The following is a 16,756-nucleotide window of genomic DNA, read 5'->3' as shown; positions in this document are numbered from 1 at the left end:
TGTCTTGACGAGGCAGGCCCTCTTCACGACCATGACCTGGCCCGTCCGAGCTGTGCGAAGGGGCTGATGCCGTGACGTCGGTGACCGAGGTGCGCAGGCCGGCCGATCCGGAACCGGGCCGGGCCCGGCCCCGCCGGGCCGTGGACCACGGCGCCTGGTTCCTGGTGCTGCCCGCCCTGATCCCCATCCTCGTCCTCAGCGTCGGCCCGCTGCTGTACGGGATCCTGCTGGCCTTCACCGACGCCCAGTCGGGCCGCACTGAGCCCACCCAGTGGATCGGCGGCCTCAACTTCCGTGACCTGCTGCACGACACGCTGTTCTGGGAGTCGTTCCGGATCGGGCTGGTGTGGGCGGTCGGGGTGACCGTGCCGCAGTTCCTGCTCGCGCTGGGCCTCGCCCTGCTGCTCAACCAGGAGCTGCGGCTGCGTTGGCTGGCCCGCGCCCTGGCGATCGTCCCGTGGGCCATGCCTGAGGTCGTCGTCGGCATCATGTGGCGGCTCGTCTACAACCCGGACGCGGGCATCCTCAACGAGACCCTGCGCGATGTCGGCCTGGGCGGCGGCCGTGACTGGCTCAGCGGGCTGGCGACCGCGCTGCCCGCCGTGATCCTCGTGGGCGTCTGGGCGGGCATGCCCCAGACGACGGTGGCGCTGCTCGCCGGGCTGCAGAACACCCCGCGCGAACTGCACGAGGCGGCGGCGGTCGACGGGGCGGGTGCCTGGCGCCGCTTCCGCACGGTGACCTGGCCCGCCCTCAGGCCCATCGCCCTCGCCATCACCGCGCTCAACCTCATCTGGAACTTCAACTCCTTCGCCCTGGTCTATGTGCTGACCAGCGGCGGCCCCGGCGGCCGGACCCGGCTTCCCATGCTCTTCGCCTACGAAGAGGCCTTCCGCTACGGGCAGTTCGGCTACGCGGCGGCGATGGGGTGCGTGATGGTGGCCGTGATCTCGATCGCCCTGGCCGTGTTCCTCGCCGGCCGTCTCAGGGGAGGTGACGACACGTGAGGACCTCCGCACCGGCCCGCGTCGGCCAGTACACCGCGCTGCTCGCCTACCTGGTCTTCCTCGCCTTCCCGTTCCTCTGGCTGGTCTCCACGGCGTTCAAACCGCCGCGCGAGCTGGGCAGTCTGCACCCGACGTGGATCCCGGAGGACCCCACCCTCGCCAACTTCCGGCAGGCCTTCGACGAACAGCCGCTGCTGCACGCCGCCCTCAACTCCCTCGTCGCCGCGCTCACGGCGGCGGTCGTCGCCGTGCTGATCGCGACGCCGATGGCCTATGTCGTCGCCCGGCGGCGCACCCGGCTGGCGAAGGCGGTGACGGGCTGGGTGGTGGTCAGCCAGGCGTTCCCGTTCGTGCTGCTGATCATCCCGCTGTTCCTCGTACTGAAGAACCTCCGAATGATCAACTCCGTGCCGGGTCTCGTGCTGGTGTACGTGGTGTGGGCGCTGCCGTTCGCGCTGTGGATGCTCGCCGGGTATGTGCGGGCCGTGCCGCCCGAGTTGGAGGAGGCAGCCGCGATCGACGGGGCCGGCCGGGTGCGGACACTGGTGTCGGTGACGGCGCCGCTGCTCGCGCCGGGCATCGTGGCGACGGGCCTGTTCGCGTTCATCACCGCGTGGAACGAGTTCTTCTTCGCGCTGGTGCTGCTCAAGACACCGGAGAAGCAGACCCTGCCGGTGGTGCTCACCCACTTCATCGGGGCCGAGGGCGTAGCCGACCTCGGCCCGCTCGCGGCGGCGGCGTTCCTCGCGACGCTGCCGTCGCTGGTCGTCTTCGCGATCATCCAGCGGCGGATCACCGGCGGCATGCTCACCGGGGCGGTGAAGAGCTGATGCGCGCGCGTCCGCCGGCCCTGGTCCTGGCCCTGCTGCTGCTCCTCGCCGGCTGCTCCTCCGGGGGCACCCGCGACGACGGCCGGATCACCCTGCGCTTCCAGTCCCTGGCCTGGCAGGAGGAGTCCGTCGAGGCCAACAAGGCGCTGGTGAAGGAGTGGAACGCCACGCACCCGGACGTCCGGGTCGAGTACGTCCAGGGCTCCTGGGACAGCGTCCACGACCAGCTCCTCACCGCCTTCGAGGGCGGCGAGGCACCCGACATCATCCACGACGCCTCCGACGACCTGGCGGACTTCGCCTACGGCGGCTACCTGGCCGATCTCACCGGCCTGCTGCCCGCGCGGCTCAAGTCGGACATCCCGCGGCGCAGTTGGGACACGACCACCTTCGGGGACGGTGTCTACGGCGTGCCGTTCCTCCAGGAACCACGTGTGCTGATCGCCAACGCGAAGTGGCTCCGAAAGTCCGGGGTGCGGATCCCGACCCCGCAGAAGCCGTGGAGCTGGGCCGAGTTCCGCCGGGTCACCGAGCGCCTCAGCGGCCGGGGGAAGTACGGCATCGCCTGGCCCCTGAAGGAGCCCGTCTCCGCCACGCTCAACCTCTCCCTGTCGGCGGGCGGACAGCTCTTCCACCGTGGGGCGGACGGCAAGGTGACGGTTCGGTTCCAGGCGGCCGACGAGGTGGTGCCGCGCACCATCCACGAGCAGGTCGGCACCGACCGCAGCGCCTCGCCCACGACCCTGGGCAGCGGCGGTTCCGACACCCTGCCCGGGTTTTTCGGCGGCAGATACGCGATGGTCCCGCTCGGCTTCTCCTACCGTCAGCAGATCGTGCAGCAGGCGCCGAAGGGCTTCGACTGGCAGGTGCTTCCCGCCCCCGCCGGTGCCGGAGGGCTCAGCCAGGGCGTCAGCCCGCAGACCCTCTCCGTCGCCGAGGACTGCCCGCACAAGAAGGAGGCCGCCGCCTTCATCGACTTCCTCCTCAGACCGCCGAACATGGTCCGCCTCGCCCTCGGCGACTGGATGCTGCCCACCGGCACCCGGGCGCTGGCCGACCCGGCCCTGCGCACGGCCGAGCACGGCTGGGCCACCGGCACCGCCCTCGCCGGGCACCTGCGCCCGGCGCCCGCGCAGACGGTGCGGGGCTACCCCGAGTGGAAGGACAAGGTGGCGACCCCGGCTCTCCAGGAGTACTACAGCGGAGCCATCGGACCGGGCGCACTGCGCGAACGGCTGGAGCGGGACGGCAACCTGGTGCTGGCGCGCTATCAGCGCTGACGGCGTCGCCGGTCCGGCTCCGTTCAAGGCACGGCGGGTCCCGTGAGGTACCGGCCCTCCTCGTCGTACGGCCAGACATTGGGCGCGCAGCCGCGCATGCCCTTGATCTGCTGCATCATCGCGGGGGCCGGCTTGCCGGGGCCGGGGCAGCCGACATGGCCGTGGCCGAGGAAGTGACCGACCTCGTGGTTGATGATGAGGGCCCGGTAGGCCTTGACGTCCTTGGCGTAGACGGGAGTCGCCAGGAGCCAGCGCTTCAGGTTGACCATGACGTTCTTGGCGACGTTGCAGTTGACCTCGCCGCCGGTGTCCAGGCCGTACTGCCCGCAGATCTTGTCCACGGTCCCGGCGGTGGCGACCTTCACGACGAAGTCGGTGGGCCCGCTCGACACCCGCCGGAACGCGGAGCGGCCGTCCGCCGTCCAGCCGCGCCGGTCGGCCAGGACGTCCTCCACCTGCTCGGCCACGTCCGGGGCGGACAGCTCGATGCCGTCCTCGACATCGACCCGGTAGCGCAGGGCCCGGCCCTGTCCCACCTCGGGGCCCGAGCCGGGGGCGACGGTGAAGGTGCCGGGGCCCGTGGCCGGGATCTCCCGCCGGGCGGAGGCAGAGGGCGAGGGCGAGGGCGAGGCGGACGGGGAGGACGGGTCCGACGGGGTGAGGGGTCTGGCCGGGGCGGTGGTGGAGGGGGAGTCCGGCGCGGGCTCGGTCCCCGGGCCGGGGCCGGACTCGGCCGCCGTTCCTCCGGGCTTCGCCGACGTCCATTCCACCGAGGCGAGTCCGGCCACCCCGAGCAGCGCCAGCGCGGACAGGCCCGCTAACAGCGGACCCTTCCTGCCGCGGCGGCTTGCGGAGTGGGTAGAGCCACGGCCCCGGCGGCGGCTGTGGGACGGAGGTGTGGAGTGCGCGGTCATAATCGTTCAGATTGCGAGGGTCATGTGATCGAACATGGCGCGAATGATAACGGAAAGATTACGAAGATGGGCTGGAAGGCCTGTGTGATCATCCGGTAACAGGGGCCCGTCCGTGCGCGGGCCTGCGGATACTGAGCCCATGCCACGAGTTCTGCTGATCGAAGACGACCGCGCCGTCCGTGAAGGAGTCGCCCTCGCCCTGCGCCGCCAGGGGCACGACGTCGCCGCCGTCGAGACGGGGGAGGAGGGGCTGGAGCGGCTGCGGTCCTTCCGGCCGGACGTCGTGGTCCTCGACCTGATGCTGCCCGGGATGCCGGGCCTGGACGTCTGCCGCGCGATGCGTGCCCTGGACCAGACGCTGCCGATCCTCATGGCGACCGCGCGCGGGGACGACGTGGACATCGTCGTAGGACTGGAGGCCGGAGCGGACGACTACGTCGTCAAGCCCGTGCGGGCCCGGGTCCTCGAGGCGCGCATCCGGGCCGTCCTGCGCCGGGCGACGGCCGTGGCGGCGGGCGACGGCGGCATACCGAAGATCGACACCTACGGCGAGCTGGCCATCGACCGCGCCGGGCACGCGGTCACCTGGCAGGGCGGCCCGGTCCCGCTCGCCCCGTCCGAACTGCGGCTGCTGCTGACGCTGTCCGCCGCACCCGGCCAGGTGTTCAGCCGGCAGCAACTCCTGGAAGCCGTCTGGGAACACAGCTACCACGGTGACGCGCGCCTGGTGGACGCCTGCGTCCGACGGCTGCGGGCCAAGATGGGCGAGCCCTCGCGCGAGCCGCGCTACATCCAGACCGTGCGCGGCTTCGGCTACCGGTTCGTGTCCCCGTGAGGAACCTCTCCGCGAGGAACGCCCTGGCCCCCCGCCTGCGGGGGCTGTTCCCACGTCTGCGCGGGCTGCGCACCCGCCTGGTGGTGGCGTTCGCGCTCGTCGCCGCGCTCACCGCGGCGACCACCGGCGCCCTGAGCTTCCGGGAGGCGCGCACGGGTGTGCTCCAGCAGAGCCAGGACACCGTGATCAAGCTGCTGCGCACCCAGGTCGACCGGCTCGCCCCGCAGCTCTCCTTCCCCCCGGCCGAGGCCGAACTGCGGCGCTTCGCCGGTGATGTGGCCCGCGCCGAGCCGTCCGGGAACTGGCGCGTGCTGGTCGCCTACGAGGATCTGAGCGCCACGTCCCGCCCCGGCGACCCGTTCGACGAGCTGACGCCCGGTCTGCGCGAGGCCGTGGACTCCAGCCCCGCCACCGTCTTCCAGCGGGTGAACACCGGCGACCACACCTCGCTCGTCGTCGGCATGTCGGTCACCTTCGCCGGCGACGAGAACCGCGGGATCGCCTCGGGGGTCCAGGTCTTCCTGACGGTGCCGCAGGCCACCGAACAGCGGTACGTGGACGCCCTGGTCACCGCCGTGGAGCGGGCCACCGTGCCCGCCCTGGGCGTCGCCGTGCTGCTCGCGCTGCTCGCCGCGCGCGGAGTGCTGCGGCCGGTGCGCGCACTGCGGCACGCCACCCGCAGCATCGCCGAAGGGCGGCTCGACACCCGGCTCGCGGTCAACGGCTCCGACGAACTCGCCGATCTGTCCCACACGTTCAACGAGACGGCCGCCGCCCTGGAGGAGTCGGTGGCCGAACTGCGCGGCGTGGAGGCCCGGGCCCGCCGGTTCGCCGCGGACGTCTCGCACGAACTGCGCACCCCGCTGGCCGCCATGGCGGCGGTCACCGACGTCCTCGACGAGGACGCCGCCCGTCTCGACCCGGACACCGCCACCGCGGTCCGGCTGATCAGCGAGGAGACCGTGAAACTGGCCCGTCTCGTGGACGACCTGATGGAGATCTCCCGCTTCGACGCGGGCGCCGCCGTGCTGCACCTGGACGAGATCGACCTCGCCGAGTCGCTGCGCCGCACCCTCGCCGACCGTGCCTGGGCGGACCTGGTGGACGCCGACCTGCCGCCACCGGACGCCGTACGCGGCCGCGTCGACCCGCGCCGGCTCGACGTCGTGGTCGCGAACCTGGTCGGCAACGCGCTCCGGCACGGAGCCCGGCCGGTCCGTCTGGGCCTGCGCGCGGGCGGCGAGCGGTCGGCGGTCATCGAGGTGCTGGACAGCGGTCCCGGCATCCCCGAGGACGTCCTGCCGCATGTCTTCGAGCGCTTCTACAAGTCGGACACCGCCCGCACCCGGACCGAGGGCAGTGGTCTGGGTCTCGCCATCACCGCGGAGAACGTCCGGGTGCACGGTGGCAGCGTCCGGGCGGCCAACCGACCGGAGGGCGGCGCGGTGTTCACCGTCGAACTCCCGCTGTGGCGGGACGAGCCGGCCCGCGGGGAGCACCTGTGACGGCCCGGCGCCGAGCCGCGCTGCTGGTCGTGCCGGCGCTGTGCGGGCTCGCCTCCTGCGGCATCCCGGCCACCGGCGTGGTGGAGGCGGGCGGTCCCGCCGGCGGGGTCGTGCCGACGATACGGGTCTACTTCGTGGCGGACGGCAGGCCCGCGCCCGTCCCGCGCCGGGGCGTCACCCCGCTCGGCGCCGCGTCGGCCGTGGAGGCGCTGCTGCAAGGGCCCACGGCGGAGGAACAGGCCTTCGGGCTGAAGTCGTTGCTGCCGCGGACGGGGGTGGACCCGCCGACGGCCGTCCCGGCCGATCCTGCCCGGCCGGCTGCCACGGAAGCCCCGCTGCCGGCGGCCACGGAGGCCCCACGGGCGGCCGAAGCCACGGAGTTCGCGAAGGTCACTACACGGGGCGACCAGGTGTCCATCGCACTGTCCCTCCCATCCGCCGGCGATCTGCCCGATCTCGCGGTGACCCAGCTCATCTGCACCGCCACCGAGGCCGCGCAGATCGCGAATCCCGGGGACGACCCGGTGACGGTCACGGTCGCAGGCCGGGACGGCCGCCCTCTCGAGAGCACGCCCGCGCGCTGCCCCACCACGTGAGGGACATCGGCGACCCGAAGAGGTTGCACGAGACGTATCGTCTCGTTTAGGGTCGGCGTATGACCACTCGCGCGCACATCGCCATGTTCTCCATCGCCGCCCATGGCCACGTGAACCCGAGCCTCGAGGTGATCCGCGAGCTCGTGGCGCGCGGCCACCGGGTGACCTACGCGATCCCGCCGGTCTTCGCGGAGAAGGTCGCGGACACCGGTGCCGAGGTGAAGCCGTGGAACTCCACGCTGCCCTCGCCCGACGACGACCCCGAGGCGTGGGGGAACACGCTGCTCGACAACGTGGAGCCGTTCCTCGACGACGCGATCCAGGCACTCCCGCAGCTGATCGAGGCCTACGAGGGCGACGAGCCGGACCTCGTCCTGCACGACATCGCCTCCTACCCGGCCCGCGTCCTCGCCCACCGCTGGGGTGTCCCCGCGATCTCCCTGTCGCCGAACCTGGTCGCCTGGGAGGGGTACGAGGAGGAGGTCGCCGAGCCCATGTGGGAGGAGCCGAAGAAGACCGAGCGGGGCCGCGCCTACTACGCCCGCTTCCACGCCTGGCTGGAGGAGAACGGGATCCGCCGGCACCCCGACCCGTTCGTGGGCCGACCCGACCGCTCGATCGTCCTGATCCCCAGGGCGCTCCAGCCGAACGCGGACCGTGTCGACGAGACCGTGCACTCCTTCGTCGGGGCCTGCCAGGGGGAGCGCGCCGCCGAGGGCGGCTGGCAGCGGCCGGCCGGTGCCGAGAAGGTCGCGCTCGTCTCCCTCGGGTCCGCCTTCACCAAGCAGCCCGGCTTCTACCGGGAGTGCGTCAGGGCGTTCGGCGACCTGCCCGGCTGGCATATGGTGCTGTCGATCGGCAGGCATGTCGACCCGGCCGACCTCGGGGACGTCCCCGCGAACGTCGAGGTGCGCTCCTGGGTGCCGCAGCTCGCGATCCTGCGGCAGGCCGACCTGTTCGTGACGCACGCCGGCGCGGGCGGCAGCCAGGAGGGCCTGGCCACCGCCACGCCGATGATCGCCGTACCGCAGGCCGTGGACCAGTTCGGCAACGCGGAGATGCTCCGGAACCTCGGCGTCGCCCGGTGCCTCGCCACGGAGGAGGCGACCGGCGAGGTCCTGCGCGAGGCGGCCCTCGCCCTCGTCGACGACCCCGAGGTGGCCCGTCGCCTGAAGATCCAGGCGGAGCTGCTCCAGGCGGGCGGGACGCACCACGCGGCCGACCTCATCGAGGCCGAACTGCCCTAGCAGGTCGCCCGCCGGGCCGTCACACCGCGACGGCCTGGCGGGTGAGGGTCTGGCGGGCCTGGTCCAGTGTGGCGTCCATGCGCGCCGCCTGCCCCTTGGTGAACATGAACATCGCGGCGTCGTCGGTGTAGTCCATGTAGTTCATGAACATGTCGCCGTTCGGCCCGTTGCCGCACGTCACATGGGGGAAGTCGGGTGAACCGAGGTTCGGCCCCGCCTGGTTGGGGGTGTCCGACACGAAGTCGCCGCCGCTGCACCCCTCGTCGTCGTCGCCCCAGATGTGCCGCAGGTTCAGCCAGTGCCCGATCTCGTGCACGGCCGTACGGCCGCCGTCGAACGGCGCCTTGGCGGTGCCGGTGGTCCCGAAGGCGGAGGTGGTCACGACCACTCCGTCCGTGGAGGCGGCGCCGCCCGGGAACTGGGCGTAGCCCAGCAGCCCGCGACGCAGCGGGCTGACCCAGAGGTTCAGGTAGATGTCCGCGGGCCAGGCGTCCCGGCCCCCGCTCAGGCTGAACTTGACCAGGTCGTCCGTGCCCCAGTCCGGGGTCGAGGACCGGGTCCGGGTGACGCCGCTGGTGGGGCGGCCCAGCGGGTCGGTCCGGGCGAGGTGGAACTGCAGGCGCACATCGGCCACGAGTTCCTGCCAGGCCGCCGGAACCTTGTTGACGTCCGGGTTGCCGGCCCGGAAGTCGTGGTTGAGCACCTCGATCTGACTCTGGATCTGGGCGTCGCTCACGTTCTGCTCGGGGGTGCTGTGCACGACGTGCACGACGACGGGGATGTCGACGAGGCTCTGCCGGCCGGTGACTTGTTCCAGCCGCTCGTAGGTGAACGCGGTGTTCTCGATCAGGGCCCGGTTCTCGGCGTACTCCGGGTTCAGGTCGAGGAGTCTGCGGTGCACCTCCATCGCACCGCACCAGTGGCTGTAGTCGGCGGAGGTGACGCGGAGATAGGACTGGGCGTCGGACATGACTGCCCCTCGGGAAGCTGAGGGTGTGCCGCGCACGCGGCTGCGGAAGTGCGCGTCTGACACGCGCCGCGAGGGCCGGGCGACGCCGGGCGGAGCGGTCGGTTGCCCGTTCCCTCCGAACCCATACAATGACAATCCTAGTCACTTGGGTATAAGACCGGCAATGTGAACTGCTTTGGGCGAGTGAGGTGGCCGGGTCATGCGAGAGCCCTCGTCGGACCTGTTCCGTTCCTGGATCCATTCCTACGAGGAGGACCACGAGGACGTGCGGGTGTACCGGCCCGACGACCATCCCTTCCCGCCCGCGCGCGGGCGCCGCGGCATGGAGTTCGCGCCCGACGGCGCCTTCGTCGACCACCCGCTGGGACGCGGTGACGCTCCCGCGGCCGTGCCCGGCCGCTGGCGGCTCGTGGCGGACCGTCATATCGCGCTCACCTTCGACGGCGCCCGCCCGGACCGGGAGCTGGAGATCGTGCGCTGCGACGCGAGTGTGCTGCACGTGCGCCGACTCACGAACTGAGAGGGCCTGTTGGTTGCCTGGGCAACCAACAGGCCCTCTCAGGGCAGTGGCGGGGATCAGACCTTGAGGGGCTCGCCCTCGTCGTCCCGCGCCGCCGGTCCGGCGACGACCGCCCGCGGCGCCTCGTCGTGCGTGAGGTCCGGCAGCCGGTGCAGCCACTTCGGCAGATACCAGTTGCGCTCCCCGAGCAGCGCCATCACCGCCGGCAGCAGCACACCCCGGATGATCGTCGCGTCGATGAGCACCGCCGCCGCGAGGCCGACGCCCATCTGCTTCATGGACTGCATGGACAGCGTCCCGAAGATCGCGAACACGGCGACCATGATGACCGCGGCACTGGTGACGACCCCGGCCGTGGTGACCACGCCGTGCCGGATCGCGTCCTTCGTCGCCAGACCCCGCAGCCGCGCCTCCCGTATCCGGGAGACCACGAACACGTGGTAGTCCATCGACAGGCCGAACAGGATCACGAACAGGAACAGCGGCAGCCAGGTGATGATGGCGCCGACGCCCTCCGCGCCCACCAGGGAAGCGCCCCAGCCGTGCTGGAAGATCGCGACGAGGATGCCGTACGCCGCGCCCACCGACAGCAGGTTCAGCACGATCGACGTGAGCGCGATCGTCAGCGAGCGGAACGACAGCAGCATCAGCAGGAAGGCGAAGACCACGACGAACGCGAACACCGGCACGACGGCTCCGGCGAGCTGGTCGTTGAAGTCCTTCGACCCCGCGACCTGCCCGGTGATCGGCGCCTCGACCCCGTCGACCCTGCCGAGCGTGGCCGGACGCACCTCGTCACGCAGCTTGTCCAGGCTCGTGCCCGCCCGGTCCAGGTCGGAGCCGCCGACCAGGGGGACGTAGACGAACGCGACGTTCTGCGTGTCGTGCAGCTTGATCTCCACCGGGCCGCGTGAGGCACCCGAACTGATCGCCCGGTCACGGAAGTCGGCGAGTGCGGACTTCACCTCCGGCGCGTTGATGTCGTCCGCCTTGACGACCACCTCGGCCGGCTCCGAGCCGCCCGGGAAGGCGTCGTTGAGCCGGTTGTACGTCTGCACGATCGGCAGCGAGTCGCCGAACTCCTGGTCCAGCGTGAGCTGCTGCGTCTTCATGCCGAGCGCGGGAGCGGAGATGGCCAGCAGCGCACCGGCCGCCACCGCCACGGCGATCACGGGCCGGGCGAGGACGCGCCGCAGTACGGCCGTCCAGAACCGGCTGTCCTGGCTGCCGCCCGGCTTGCGTCGGCGCAGGAACGGAATGCGGCCCTTCTCCACGCGCTCGCCCAGCAGCGACAGCAGCGCGGGCAGCACCGTCACGGACCCCACCATGGCCACGGCCACCACCATCAGCGAGGCCAGGCCCATCGCCTCGAACTCGGCGAGCCCGGTGAACAGCATGCCCGCCATGGCCACGCAGACCGTGACACCGGAGACGACGATCGCGCGGCCACTGGTCGCGGCGGCGATCCGCAGCGCCGTCCGCGCGTCGTGCCCGGCCTCGCGCTCCTCGCGCTCCCGGCGCAGATAGAACAGGCAGTAGTCGACGCCGACCGCCATGCCGACCAGCAGCATCACGGAGTTGGCGGTGTCGCTCATCGGCATGACGTGGCTGACGACGCCCATCAGGCCCATCGTCGCCATGATCGCGGTGACCGCCAGTGCCACCGGCACCAGGGCCGCCACCAGCGCGCCGAAGGCGATGAGCAGAATGCCGAGGGCCACCGGCACCGCGGAGTACTCGGCCTTCTTGAAGTCGTCCCCGAACGCGTCGTCGAACGTCTTCATCATGCTGGCGCCGCCGATCTCCTCGATCCGCAGCGACGCGTGGTCCTTCTGGACGCCCTCGACGGCCTTCAGCACCGGCTCGACCCGCTCGCCGGCGGTGTCCGCCGCGCCGCGCATGTCGAACTGCACCAGCGCGCTGCGCCCGTCCTTCGAGATCGTCTTCGTGTCGTACGGCGAGGTCACGTCGGTGACCCTGCCGGTCCCCTCGACGGCCTCGACCACGGCGGTCACGGCGCTCCTGAACTCGGCGTCCGTGGCCTTGAGACCACCACCCCTGGCCTGGATCAGGACGCTCTCACCGGCCGGCTCGTCGATCCCGGCGTCCTCGATGATCCGCGCGGCGGTGTGCGTCTCCCCCTTCAGCTGGTCGCTGTCCTTGACATCGACGCGGCCCGCCGCCGAACCGAGCCCCATCGCCAGGACGACGAACAGCACCCAGATACCGACGGCGGCCCATCGGTGCCGGGCGCTCCAGCCGCCGGCCCGGGCCGCAAAGCCCCGCACCCGCGCTTCTCCGTTCCCCATGACGGGCTCGCCCCCTCGTACAGCGGTGGCGGCCCCCTGCCGCCCCCTTCCGTTTCGAAGGTAGGGGCCGGATAAAGCCATCTCGTCGTGCTGTCCGGTGAGGTGGCGGGGCCGGAACTCATCCCCATGGACCTCGTCTCCTCCGCACTGGGGAGGACCGCGAGGGACCGTGGCCCCTTACACACACTGTGTGGATCCTGAGCAGATGGTTGTGCCCCGCGGTGACCGGTGAGTAATTTACGGGGCCGGGCAGCCGCCCGCCGACGGCCCTCGTGCCCACCCCCACGGGGCACGACGGCCGTCCTAAGGTGTGCGGATGACGACGACGTACGCGGCACTGCTGCGCGGCATCAACGTGGGCGGCAGCAGGAAGGTCCCGATGGCGGACCTGCGCACACTCCTGGAGAACCTCGGCCACGAGGGCGTGCGCACGTACCTGCAGAGCGGCCAGGCGGTGTTCACTTCGGGCCACGGTGACGAGCGGTCCCACGCGGCCGAGATCACGCAGGCCGTCGAGAAGCACTTCGGCTTCGGCGTCGACGTGATCGTGCGCGACCACGCCTATCTGCGGGCGATCGCCGAGGCGTGCCCCTTCCCGGCCGCCGAACTGGAGGCCAAGCAGCTCCACGTCACCTACTTCTCCGTGCCCGTGGCCCCCGACCGCTTCGCGGAGATCGACCAGGCCGCCTACCTCCCCGAGGAGTTCCGCCTGGGCGACCGCGCCCTGTACCTCTACGCCCCGAACGGCCTCGGCCGCTCCAAGCTGGCCGAACACCTGTCGAAACCACGGATCAACAAGGGCGTGATCGCCACGACCCGCAACTGGAACACCGTGGTGAAGCTGGTGGAGATGACCGATGCCTGAACACACCCCGGACGTCCAGGCCGCCGTCGAAGGCGAGCTGGCGCTGCTCACCCCGGAGGTCCGCCGCTCGCCCGAACGGGCAGGGGCGCTGCTGCACCCCGACTTCCACGAGTTCGGCGCATCCGGACGGCACTGGGACCGGGCCGCCATCATCGCCTCCCTGGCCGAGACCACCGACCTCGAAGCCCCGCCGGTCGCCACCTCCCGCATGCGCGGCGTACAGCTGGCCCCCGACCTGGTGCACCTGACCTTCGACACGGAGTACGACGGCAGGCGCGCGCACCGCAGCTCACTGTGGCGGCGTACGGACAACGGGTGGCTGCTCTACTTCCACCAGGCCACGCCGTTTAGCGAACAGGTGAGGTGACACCGGACGTTTGGCCGAATCGCCCCCACGCGGCCCGGGGCCTTGGCACCGTAGGGCCATGACGAGCACCGATGATCAGACGACTCCCGCCGGTCGTACGACCGCCGTCCAGGCCATGCGCGGCGCGGCGAGCCAGCTCGCCGAACTGCTCGGCAAGACGCCCGACTCCGTCACCGCCGTCCGCCCCACCCCGGACGGCTGGACCGCGGACGTGGAGGTCGCGGAGCTGGAGCGGGTCCCCGACACCATGACCATCATGGCGACCTACCGGGTCACCCTCGACCCGCAGGGCGGGCTGCTCGGCTACGAGCGGGTGCGCCGCTACGCCCGCGGCCAGCTCGACCGACAGCGCTAGCACCGACCCGATTCCTCTCAACTCCCTCTCGCTGCAACTCTTTTCGTGTTCACGTGAACACGGCCGCCACCACCCCCGTACCTACGGACGGCACGAGAACGGACTCTCGCGAGAGGAATCGCCCACGTGACCGTCATGACGCAGTCCGGCGGGGTGCAACCCGCCGCCACCTCCAGCGGTTCGGGTTCCGCCGGCCTCTTCGACATCCTCGAACTGATCCTGGACCGGGGGCTCGTCATCGACGTGTTCATCCGGGTCTCACTGGTCGGCATCGAGATCCTGAAGATCGACATACGGATCGTCATCGCCAGCGTCGACACCTACCTCCGCTTCGCCGAGGCCTGCAACCGCCTCGACCTGGAGGCCGGCCGCAAGGCCCCGGACAAGCTCACGGACATCGTCGGCAACCTCGTCGAGAGCGGAGCCCGGGGCAAGACCAGCGGCGCGATCGGCGGGGCCATCGACGCGATCGGCGACATCTTCGACCGCGACGACAAGGACCGCGAGGAGGAGCGGTGAGCGGCGTCTACGTCTACGCCGTCACCCGCTCCGACCACCCCCTGCGGCTCGACGGCCTGCGCACCGTCGGCGGGACCGACGACCCCCCGCGCGTACTCGTCCACGGCCCGCTCGCCGCCGTCGTCAGCGCCGCACCCCCGGGGCTACGTCCCAAACGCCGTGACCTCGCCGCCCACCAGGAACTCCAGGAACGCCTGATGGCCGACGGATCGGTCCTCCCGATGCGGTTCGGCCTGCTCGCCCCAGACGACACCGCCGTCAGGACCGCCCTGGAGCACAAGGGCGAGGAGTACACCCGAAGGCTCGGCGAACTGCACGGCACCGCCGAGTTCAACCTCAAGGCCGCCCGCTCCCAGGACGACCTGCTGCGCGAGGTGCTCGACGAGTCCGAGGAGGCCCGCCGGCTCAACCAGCACACCCGCGACGGCAGCGGCGCCTACGAGGACCGCCTCGCCCTCGGCGAACTCGTGGCCCGGCAGGTCGAGGCCCGGCAGCGGCGGCAGGCCGAAGACATCGTCGGGCGACTGTCCGGGCTGGCCCGGGCCAGCGTCGTGGCCGACCCGTCCAAGGACGACTTCCTCAACGTCTCCTTCCTAGTCGAACGCGCCCGCGCCGACGAGTTCACCGCGGCCGGCCAGGGCCTGGCCCACGACTACGGCGACGCCTACGACTTCCGGCTGCGCGGCCCGCTGCCCCCCTACAGCTTCGCCGCCTGACGGGAGCACCCATGGGCCTGCTCACCGGCATCCTCACCCTCCCGCTCGCGCCCCTGCGCACCACCCTCTGGGCCGCCGAGCAGCTCCAGGCCGCCGCCGAGGCGCAGTACTACGACCCCGCCCCCGTCCGGCAGGCCCTCGTCGACCTGGAGCGCGCCCTGCTGGAGGGACGGATCGACGAGGCCGAGTACGACCGCCGCGAGGACGAACTGCTGGACCGGCTCGACGAGATCAACGCCCGGAGACGAGGCCCCCGACCATGACCCACCCGGCAGCAGGCGGACTCGCCGGACCGTCCCGCTTTCCCTCCCCCTACGACCAGGGGCCCGGCGGCCAGACCGCCAACCTCGCCGACATCCTCGAACGGGTCCTCGACAAGGGCGTGGTCATCGCCGGCGACATCCGGATCAACCTGCTCGACATCGAACTGCTCACCATCAAGCTGCGCCTGCTCGTCGCCTCCGTCGACAAGGCGAAGGAGATGGGCATCGACTGGTGGGAACACGACCCCTCCCTCTCCTCCCGGGCCGCCCGCCCCGAGCGGTCCCTCGCCGACGAGAACGAACGACTGCGTGCCGAGATCGCCGCACTCAAAGCGGCCGAGAGGAGCCCGGAGCCATGACCGACCCGAACCTCGTGTACACGTACGCCGTCCTGCGCCCCACCCCCGAGGCCACCGCCGCGGTGACGCAGCTGCGCGGGGTCGCCGGAGAGCCGGTCCACCTGGTCGCTCCGGCGGCCGGCACGCACCGGCTCGCCTTCGCCGTCGGCCACGTCCCGGCCGCCGACTACGCCGAGGCGCCCCTGGCGGCCCACCTCGACGACCTGGACTGGCTGGAGTCCACGGTCCGCTCCCACCACGCCGTGGTGGCCGCCCTGGTCGGCTGCGGCGCCGCCGTACTGCCCCTGCGCCTGGCCACCGTCTACCACGACGAGGACAGCGCCCGGCAGGCCCTGGACACCCGCCGCGACTACTTCCTGTCCCTGCTGGAGCGCCTCACCGGCCATGTGGAACTCGGCGTCAAGACCTACGCCACGCCCGACATCACCCCGCCCGACGCGGACACCGACGCCGCACGGGAACAGCCCACCGGCCTCGGAGCGGGCCGCGCCTACCTGTCCATCCGCCGCCGCAGACAACGCCGCAACGAGGAGGCCTGGCGCACGGTCGCCCACGCCGCCGCGCACCTCACCGAGACGGCCCGCGCCCTCGCCGTCGACCGTGTGGCACACACTCCGCAACGCGGCAGCCTCGCGGGCCCCGGCCCGGGCACCAACGTCGGCAACGACGCCTACCTCGTCCGCGCCGACCGCGTCGACGCCTTCCGCACCGGCGTACTCGCGGCCGCCGAAGGCGTCCACGGCCTCCGCGTGGAGGTGACCGGCCCCTGGGCGCCCTACTCCTTCGCCCTCCAGCCGGAACCCCAGTCGGAGCCCGCCGCGTGACCGTCACCCCCTACGCCGACCGCCCGGTCGCCCTCATCGACCTCCTCGACCGGCTCCTCCAGGGCGGTGTCGTCGTCACCGGCGACCTCGTCCTGTCCATCGCGGACGTCGACCTGGTCCGCATCGACCTGCGCGCGGTCATCGCCCCCGTGGCCGCGTCGGCACTCTCCCATATCAGTGAGGCTCCATGCCCCCGGCCACCCGCCGTCTGACCGCCGACCCGGACACGGTCGAGCGCGACCTGGTCAAACTGGTCCTGACGGTCGTCGAACTCCTCCGCCAGCTCATGGAACGCCAGGCCCTGCACCGCGTCGACGTCGGAGACCTGACCGAGGAACAGGAGGAACGCGTCGGCCTGACCCTCATGCTCCTCGACGAGCGCATGCGGGAACTCTGCGCGCGCTACGACCTGCGCCCGGAGGACCTCAACCTTGACCTGGGGCCGCTCGGGACGCTGCTGCCCCGGACGGACTGA

Annotated in this window: 21 protein-coding genes; 18 read left to right on the top strand and 3 right to left on the bottom strand. The window is 71.7% G+C overall.

The annotated features are described in order from the left end of the window. Positions 1-71 precede the first annotated feature (71 nt). The 3 genes from ACZ6I3_RS16990 to ACZ6I3_RS16980 are packed head-to-tail and all read left to right on the top strand — an operon-like array spanning position 72 to position 3,117. Positions 72-1,007, top strand: coding sequence for a carbohydrate ABC transporter permease (locus tag ACZ6I3_RS16990; protein WP_469415348.1), 936 nt, complete (start codon positions 72-74; stop codon positions 1,005-1,007). Further along, complete coding sequence (locus tag ACZ6I3_RS16985; RefSeq protein WP_469415346.1) at positions 1,004-1,837, top strand: carbohydrate ABC transporter permease; 834 nt, start codon at positions 1,004-1,006, stop codon at positions 1,835-1,837. Before ACZ6I3_RS16990 ends, ACZ6I3_RS16985 begins: the two co-directional genes overlap by 4 nt. Beyond that, a complete protein-coding gene (locus ACZ6I3_RS16980) occupies positions 1,837-3,117 on the top strand; it encodes an ABC transporter substrate-binding protein (RefSeq protein WP_469415345.1) in 1,281 nt (426 codons plus the stop codon). Before ACZ6I3_RS16985 ends, ACZ6I3_RS16980 begins: the two co-directional genes overlap by 1 nt. Before the next feature lie 23 nt (positions 3,118-3,140). On the opposite strand, the gene ACZ6I3_RS16975 is transcribed toward ACZ6I3_RS16980, so the two are convergent. Beyond that, positions 3,141-4,031 (bottom strand): DUF3152 domain-containing protein, encoded by an 891-nt coding sequence (locus ACZ6I3_RS16975; protein ID WP_469415343.1) that lies wholly within the window; start codon positions 4,029-4,031, stop codon positions 3,141-3,143. A 139-nt stretch (positions 4,032-4,170) separates the two neighbouring features. Here ACZ6I3_RS16975 and ACZ6I3_RS16970 point away from each other — a divergent pair, with 139 nt between their 5' ends. The 4 genes from ACZ6I3_RS16970 to mgt all read left to right on the top strand — a co-directional run bounded on the left by ACZ6I3_RS16970 (position 4,171) and on the right by mgt (position 8,214). Continuing rightward, the gene (locus tag ACZ6I3_RS16970) at positions 4,171-4,866 is read left to right on the top strand and encodes a response regulator (RefSeq protein WP_469415342.1); all 696 of its coding nucleotides are present in this window, start codon (positions 4,171-4,173) and stop codon (positions 4,864-4,866) included. Between the two features lie 80 nt (positions 4,867-4,946). Further along, positions 4,947-6,371, top strand: a complete 1,425-nt coding sequence (locus ACZ6I3_RS16965; protein WP_469415402.1) for a sensor histidine kinase — start codon at positions 4,947-4,949, stop codon at positions 6,369-6,371. Next, complete coding sequence (locus ACZ6I3_RS16960) at positions 6,368-6,967, top strand: hypothetical protein (protein ID WP_469415340.1); 600 nt, start codon at positions 6,368-6,370, stop codon at positions 6,965-6,967. The genes ACZ6I3_RS16965 and ACZ6I3_RS16960 overlap by 4 nt, the downstream gene beginning before the upstream one ends. A 59-nt stretch (positions 6,968-7,026) precedes the next feature. Continuing rightward, positions 7,027-8,214, top strand: a complete 1,188-nt coding sequence (mgt, locus tag ACZ6I3_RS16955; protein ID WP_469415338.1) for a macrolide-inactivating glycosyltransferase — start codon at positions 7,027-7,029, stop codon at positions 8,212-8,214. A gap of 19 nt (positions 8,215-8,233) precedes the next feature. Here mgt and ACZ6I3_RS16950 read toward each other — a convergent pair whose 3' ends face one another. Then, positions 8,234-9,184, bottom strand: a complete 951-nt coding sequence (locus ACZ6I3_RS16950) for a zinc metalloprotease (protein ID WP_469415337.1) — start codon at positions 9,182-9,184, stop codon at positions 8,234-8,236. Between the two features lie 199 nt (positions 9,185-9,383). On the opposite strand from ACZ6I3_RS16950, the gene ACZ6I3_RS16945 reads away from it, so the two are divergent. After that, a complete protein-coding gene (locus ACZ6I3_RS16945; protein WP_382825667.1) occupies positions 9,384-9,704 on the top strand; it encodes a hypothetical protein in 321 nt (106 codons plus the stop codon). Positions 9,705-9,760: 56 nt separating this feature from the next. Here ACZ6I3_RS16945 and ACZ6I3_RS16940 read toward each other — a convergent pair whose 3' ends face one another. Then, positions 9,761-12,013, bottom strand: a complete 2,253-nt coding sequence (locus ACZ6I3_RS16940; RefSeq protein ID WP_469415336.1) for an MMPL family transporter — start codon at positions 12,011-12,013, stop codon at positions 9,761-9,763. Positions 12,014-12,329: 316 nt separating this feature from the next. Here ACZ6I3_RS16940 and ACZ6I3_RS16935 point away from each other — a divergent pair, with 316 nt between their 5' ends. The 10 genes from ACZ6I3_RS16935 (at position 12,330) to ACZ6I3_RS16890 (ending at position 16,756) form a co-directional block, all read left to right on the top strand. After that, on the top strand, positions 12,330-12,878 hold the full coding sequence (locus ACZ6I3_RS16935; protein ID WP_469415334.1) for a DUF1697 domain-containing protein: 549 nt from the start codon (positions 12,330-12,332) through the stop codon (positions 12,876-12,878). After that, positions 12,871-13,245 carry a nuclear transport factor 2 family protein gene (locus ACZ6I3_RS16930; protein WP_469415333.1) on the top strand — a complete coding sequence of 125 codons (375 nt, stop codon included), beginning with the start codon at positions 12,871-12,873 and terminating at the stop codon, positions 13,243-13,245. The genes ACZ6I3_RS16935 and ACZ6I3_RS16930 overlap by 8 nt, the downstream gene beginning before the upstream one ends. A gap of 58 nt (positions 13,246-13,303) precedes the next feature. Then, positions 13,304-13,600 carry a gas vesicle protein GvpO gene (locus tag ACZ6I3_RS16925; RefSeq protein WP_469415331.1) on the top strand — a complete coding sequence of 99 codons (297 nt, stop codon included), beginning with the start codon at positions 13,304-13,306 and terminating at the stop codon, positions 13,598-13,600. Positions 13,601-13,735: 135 nt separating this feature from the next. Further along, positions 13,736-14,119, top strand: coding sequence for a gas vesicle protein GvpJ (gene gvpJ, locus ACZ6I3_RS16920; protein WP_469415400.1), 384 nt, complete (start codon positions 13,736-13,738; stop codon positions 14,117-14,119). Continuing rightward, positions 14,116-14,835 carry a GvpL/GvpF family gas vesicle protein gene (locus ACZ6I3_RS16915; RefSeq protein ID WP_469415329.1) on the top strand — a complete coding sequence of 240 codons (720 nt, stop codon included), beginning with the start codon at positions 14,116-14,118 and terminating at the stop codon, positions 14,833-14,835. Before gvpJ ends, ACZ6I3_RS16915 begins: the two co-directional genes overlap by 4 nt. 11 nt (positions 14,836-14,846) lie before the next feature. Further along, positions 14,847-15,098 (top strand): gas vesicle protein GvpG, encoded by a 252-nt coding sequence (locus ACZ6I3_RS16910; protein WP_193476680.1) that lies wholly within the window; start codon positions 14,847-14,849, stop codon positions 15,096-15,098. Next, positions 15,095-15,457, top strand: coding sequence for a gas vesicle protein (locus tag ACZ6I3_RS16905; protein ID WP_399021561.1), 363 nt, complete (start codon positions 15,095-15,097; stop codon positions 15,455-15,457). Before ACZ6I3_RS16910 ends, ACZ6I3_RS16905 begins: the two co-directional genes overlap by 4 nt. After that, a complete protein-coding gene (locus tag ACZ6I3_RS16900; protein ID WP_469415327.1) occupies positions 15,454-16,281 on the top strand; it encodes a GvpL/GvpF family gas vesicle protein in 828 nt (275 codons plus the stop codon). Before ACZ6I3_RS16905 ends, ACZ6I3_RS16900 begins: the two co-directional genes overlap by 4 nt. Beyond that, positions 16,278-16,493, top strand: a complete 216-nt coding sequence (locus ACZ6I3_RS16895) for a gas vesicle protein (protein WP_469415325.1) — start codon at positions 16,278-16,280, stop codon at positions 16,491-16,493. The genes ACZ6I3_RS16900 and ACZ6I3_RS16895 overlap by 4 nt, the downstream gene beginning before the upstream one ends. Next, entirely contained in the window at positions 16,469-16,756 is a 288-nt protein-coding gene (locus ACZ6I3_RS16890) for a gas vesicle protein K (protein ID WP_469415323.1), read from the top strand. Before ACZ6I3_RS16895 ends, ACZ6I3_RS16890 begins: the two co-directional genes overlap by 25 nt.

The sequence above is a fragment of the Streptomyces sp. NPDC041940 genome (genome assembly GCF_055589465.1).
Note: the sequence above shows the minus strand (reverse complement) of the source record. Positions and strands in the feature narration are given on the sequence as shown.

What these genes read in the sequence shown, in the direction of transcription:
- ACZ6I3_RS16905 (WP_399021561.1), top strand. Translation starts at nt 15,095, where the DNA reads ATGACCCACCCGGCAGCAGGCGGACTCGCCGGACCGTCCCGCTTTCCC.
- ACZ6I3_RS16925 (WP_469415331.1), top strand. Translation starts at nt 13,304, where the DNA reads ATGACGAGCACCGATGATCAGACGACTCCCGCCGGTCGTACGACCGCC.
- mgt (WP_469415338.1), top strand. Translation starts at nt 7,027, where the DNA reads ATGACCACTCGCGCGCACATCGCCATGTTCTCCATCGCCGCCCATGGC.
- ACZ6I3_RS16970 (WP_469415342.1), top strand. Translation starts at nt 4,171, where the DNA reads ATGCCACGAGTTCTGCTGATCGAAGACGACCGCGCCGTCCGTGAAGGA.
- ACZ6I3_RS16935 (WP_469415334.1), top strand. Translation starts at nt 12,330, where the DNA reads ATGACGACGACGTACGCGGCACTGCTGCGCGGCATCAACGTGGGCGGC.
- ACZ6I3_RS16940 (WP_469415336.1), bottom strand. Translation starts at nt 12,013, where the DNA reads ATGGGGAACGGAGAAGCGCGGGTGCGGGGCTTTGCGGCCCGGGCCGGC.
- ACZ6I3_RS16910 (WP_193476680.1), top strand. Translation starts at nt 14,847, where the DNA reads ATGGGCCTGCTCACCGGCATCCTCACCCTCCCGCTCGCGCCCCTGCGC.
- ACZ6I3_RS16930 (WP_469415333.1), top strand. Translation starts at nt 12,871, where the DNA reads ATGCCTGAACACACCCCGGACGTCCAGGCCGCCGTCGAAGGCGAGCTG.
- ACZ6I3_RS16945 (WP_382825667.1), top strand. Translation starts at nt 9,384, where the DNA reads ATGCGAGAGCCCTCGTCGGACCTGTTCCGTTCCTGGATCCATTCCTAC.
- ACZ6I3_RS16980 (WP_469415345.1), top strand. Translation starts at nt 1,837, where the DNA reads ATGCGCGCGCGTCCGCCGGCCCTGGTCCTGGCCCTGCTGCTGCTCCTC.
- ACZ6I3_RS16890 (WP_469415323.1), top strand. Translation starts at nt 16,469, where the DNA reads ATGCCCCCGGCCACCCGCCGTCTGACCGCCGACCCGGACACGGTCGAG.
- ACZ6I3_RS16950 (WP_469415337.1), bottom strand. Translation starts at nt 9,184, where the DNA reads ATGTCCGACGCCCAGTCCTATCTCCGCGTCACCTCCGCCGACTACAGC.
- ACZ6I3_RS16900 (WP_469415327.1), top strand. Translation starts at nt 15,454, where the DNA reads ATGACCGACCCGAACCTCGTGTACACGTACGCCGTCCTGCGCCCCACC.
- gvpJ (WP_469415400.1), top strand. Translation starts at nt 13,736, where the DNA reads ATGACGCAGTCCGGCGGGGTGCAACCCGCCGCCACCTCCAGCGGTTCG.
- ACZ6I3_RS16975 (WP_469415343.1), bottom strand. Translation starts at nt 4,031, where the DNA reads ATGACCGCGCACTCCACACCTCCGTCCCACAGCCGCCGCCGGGGCCGT.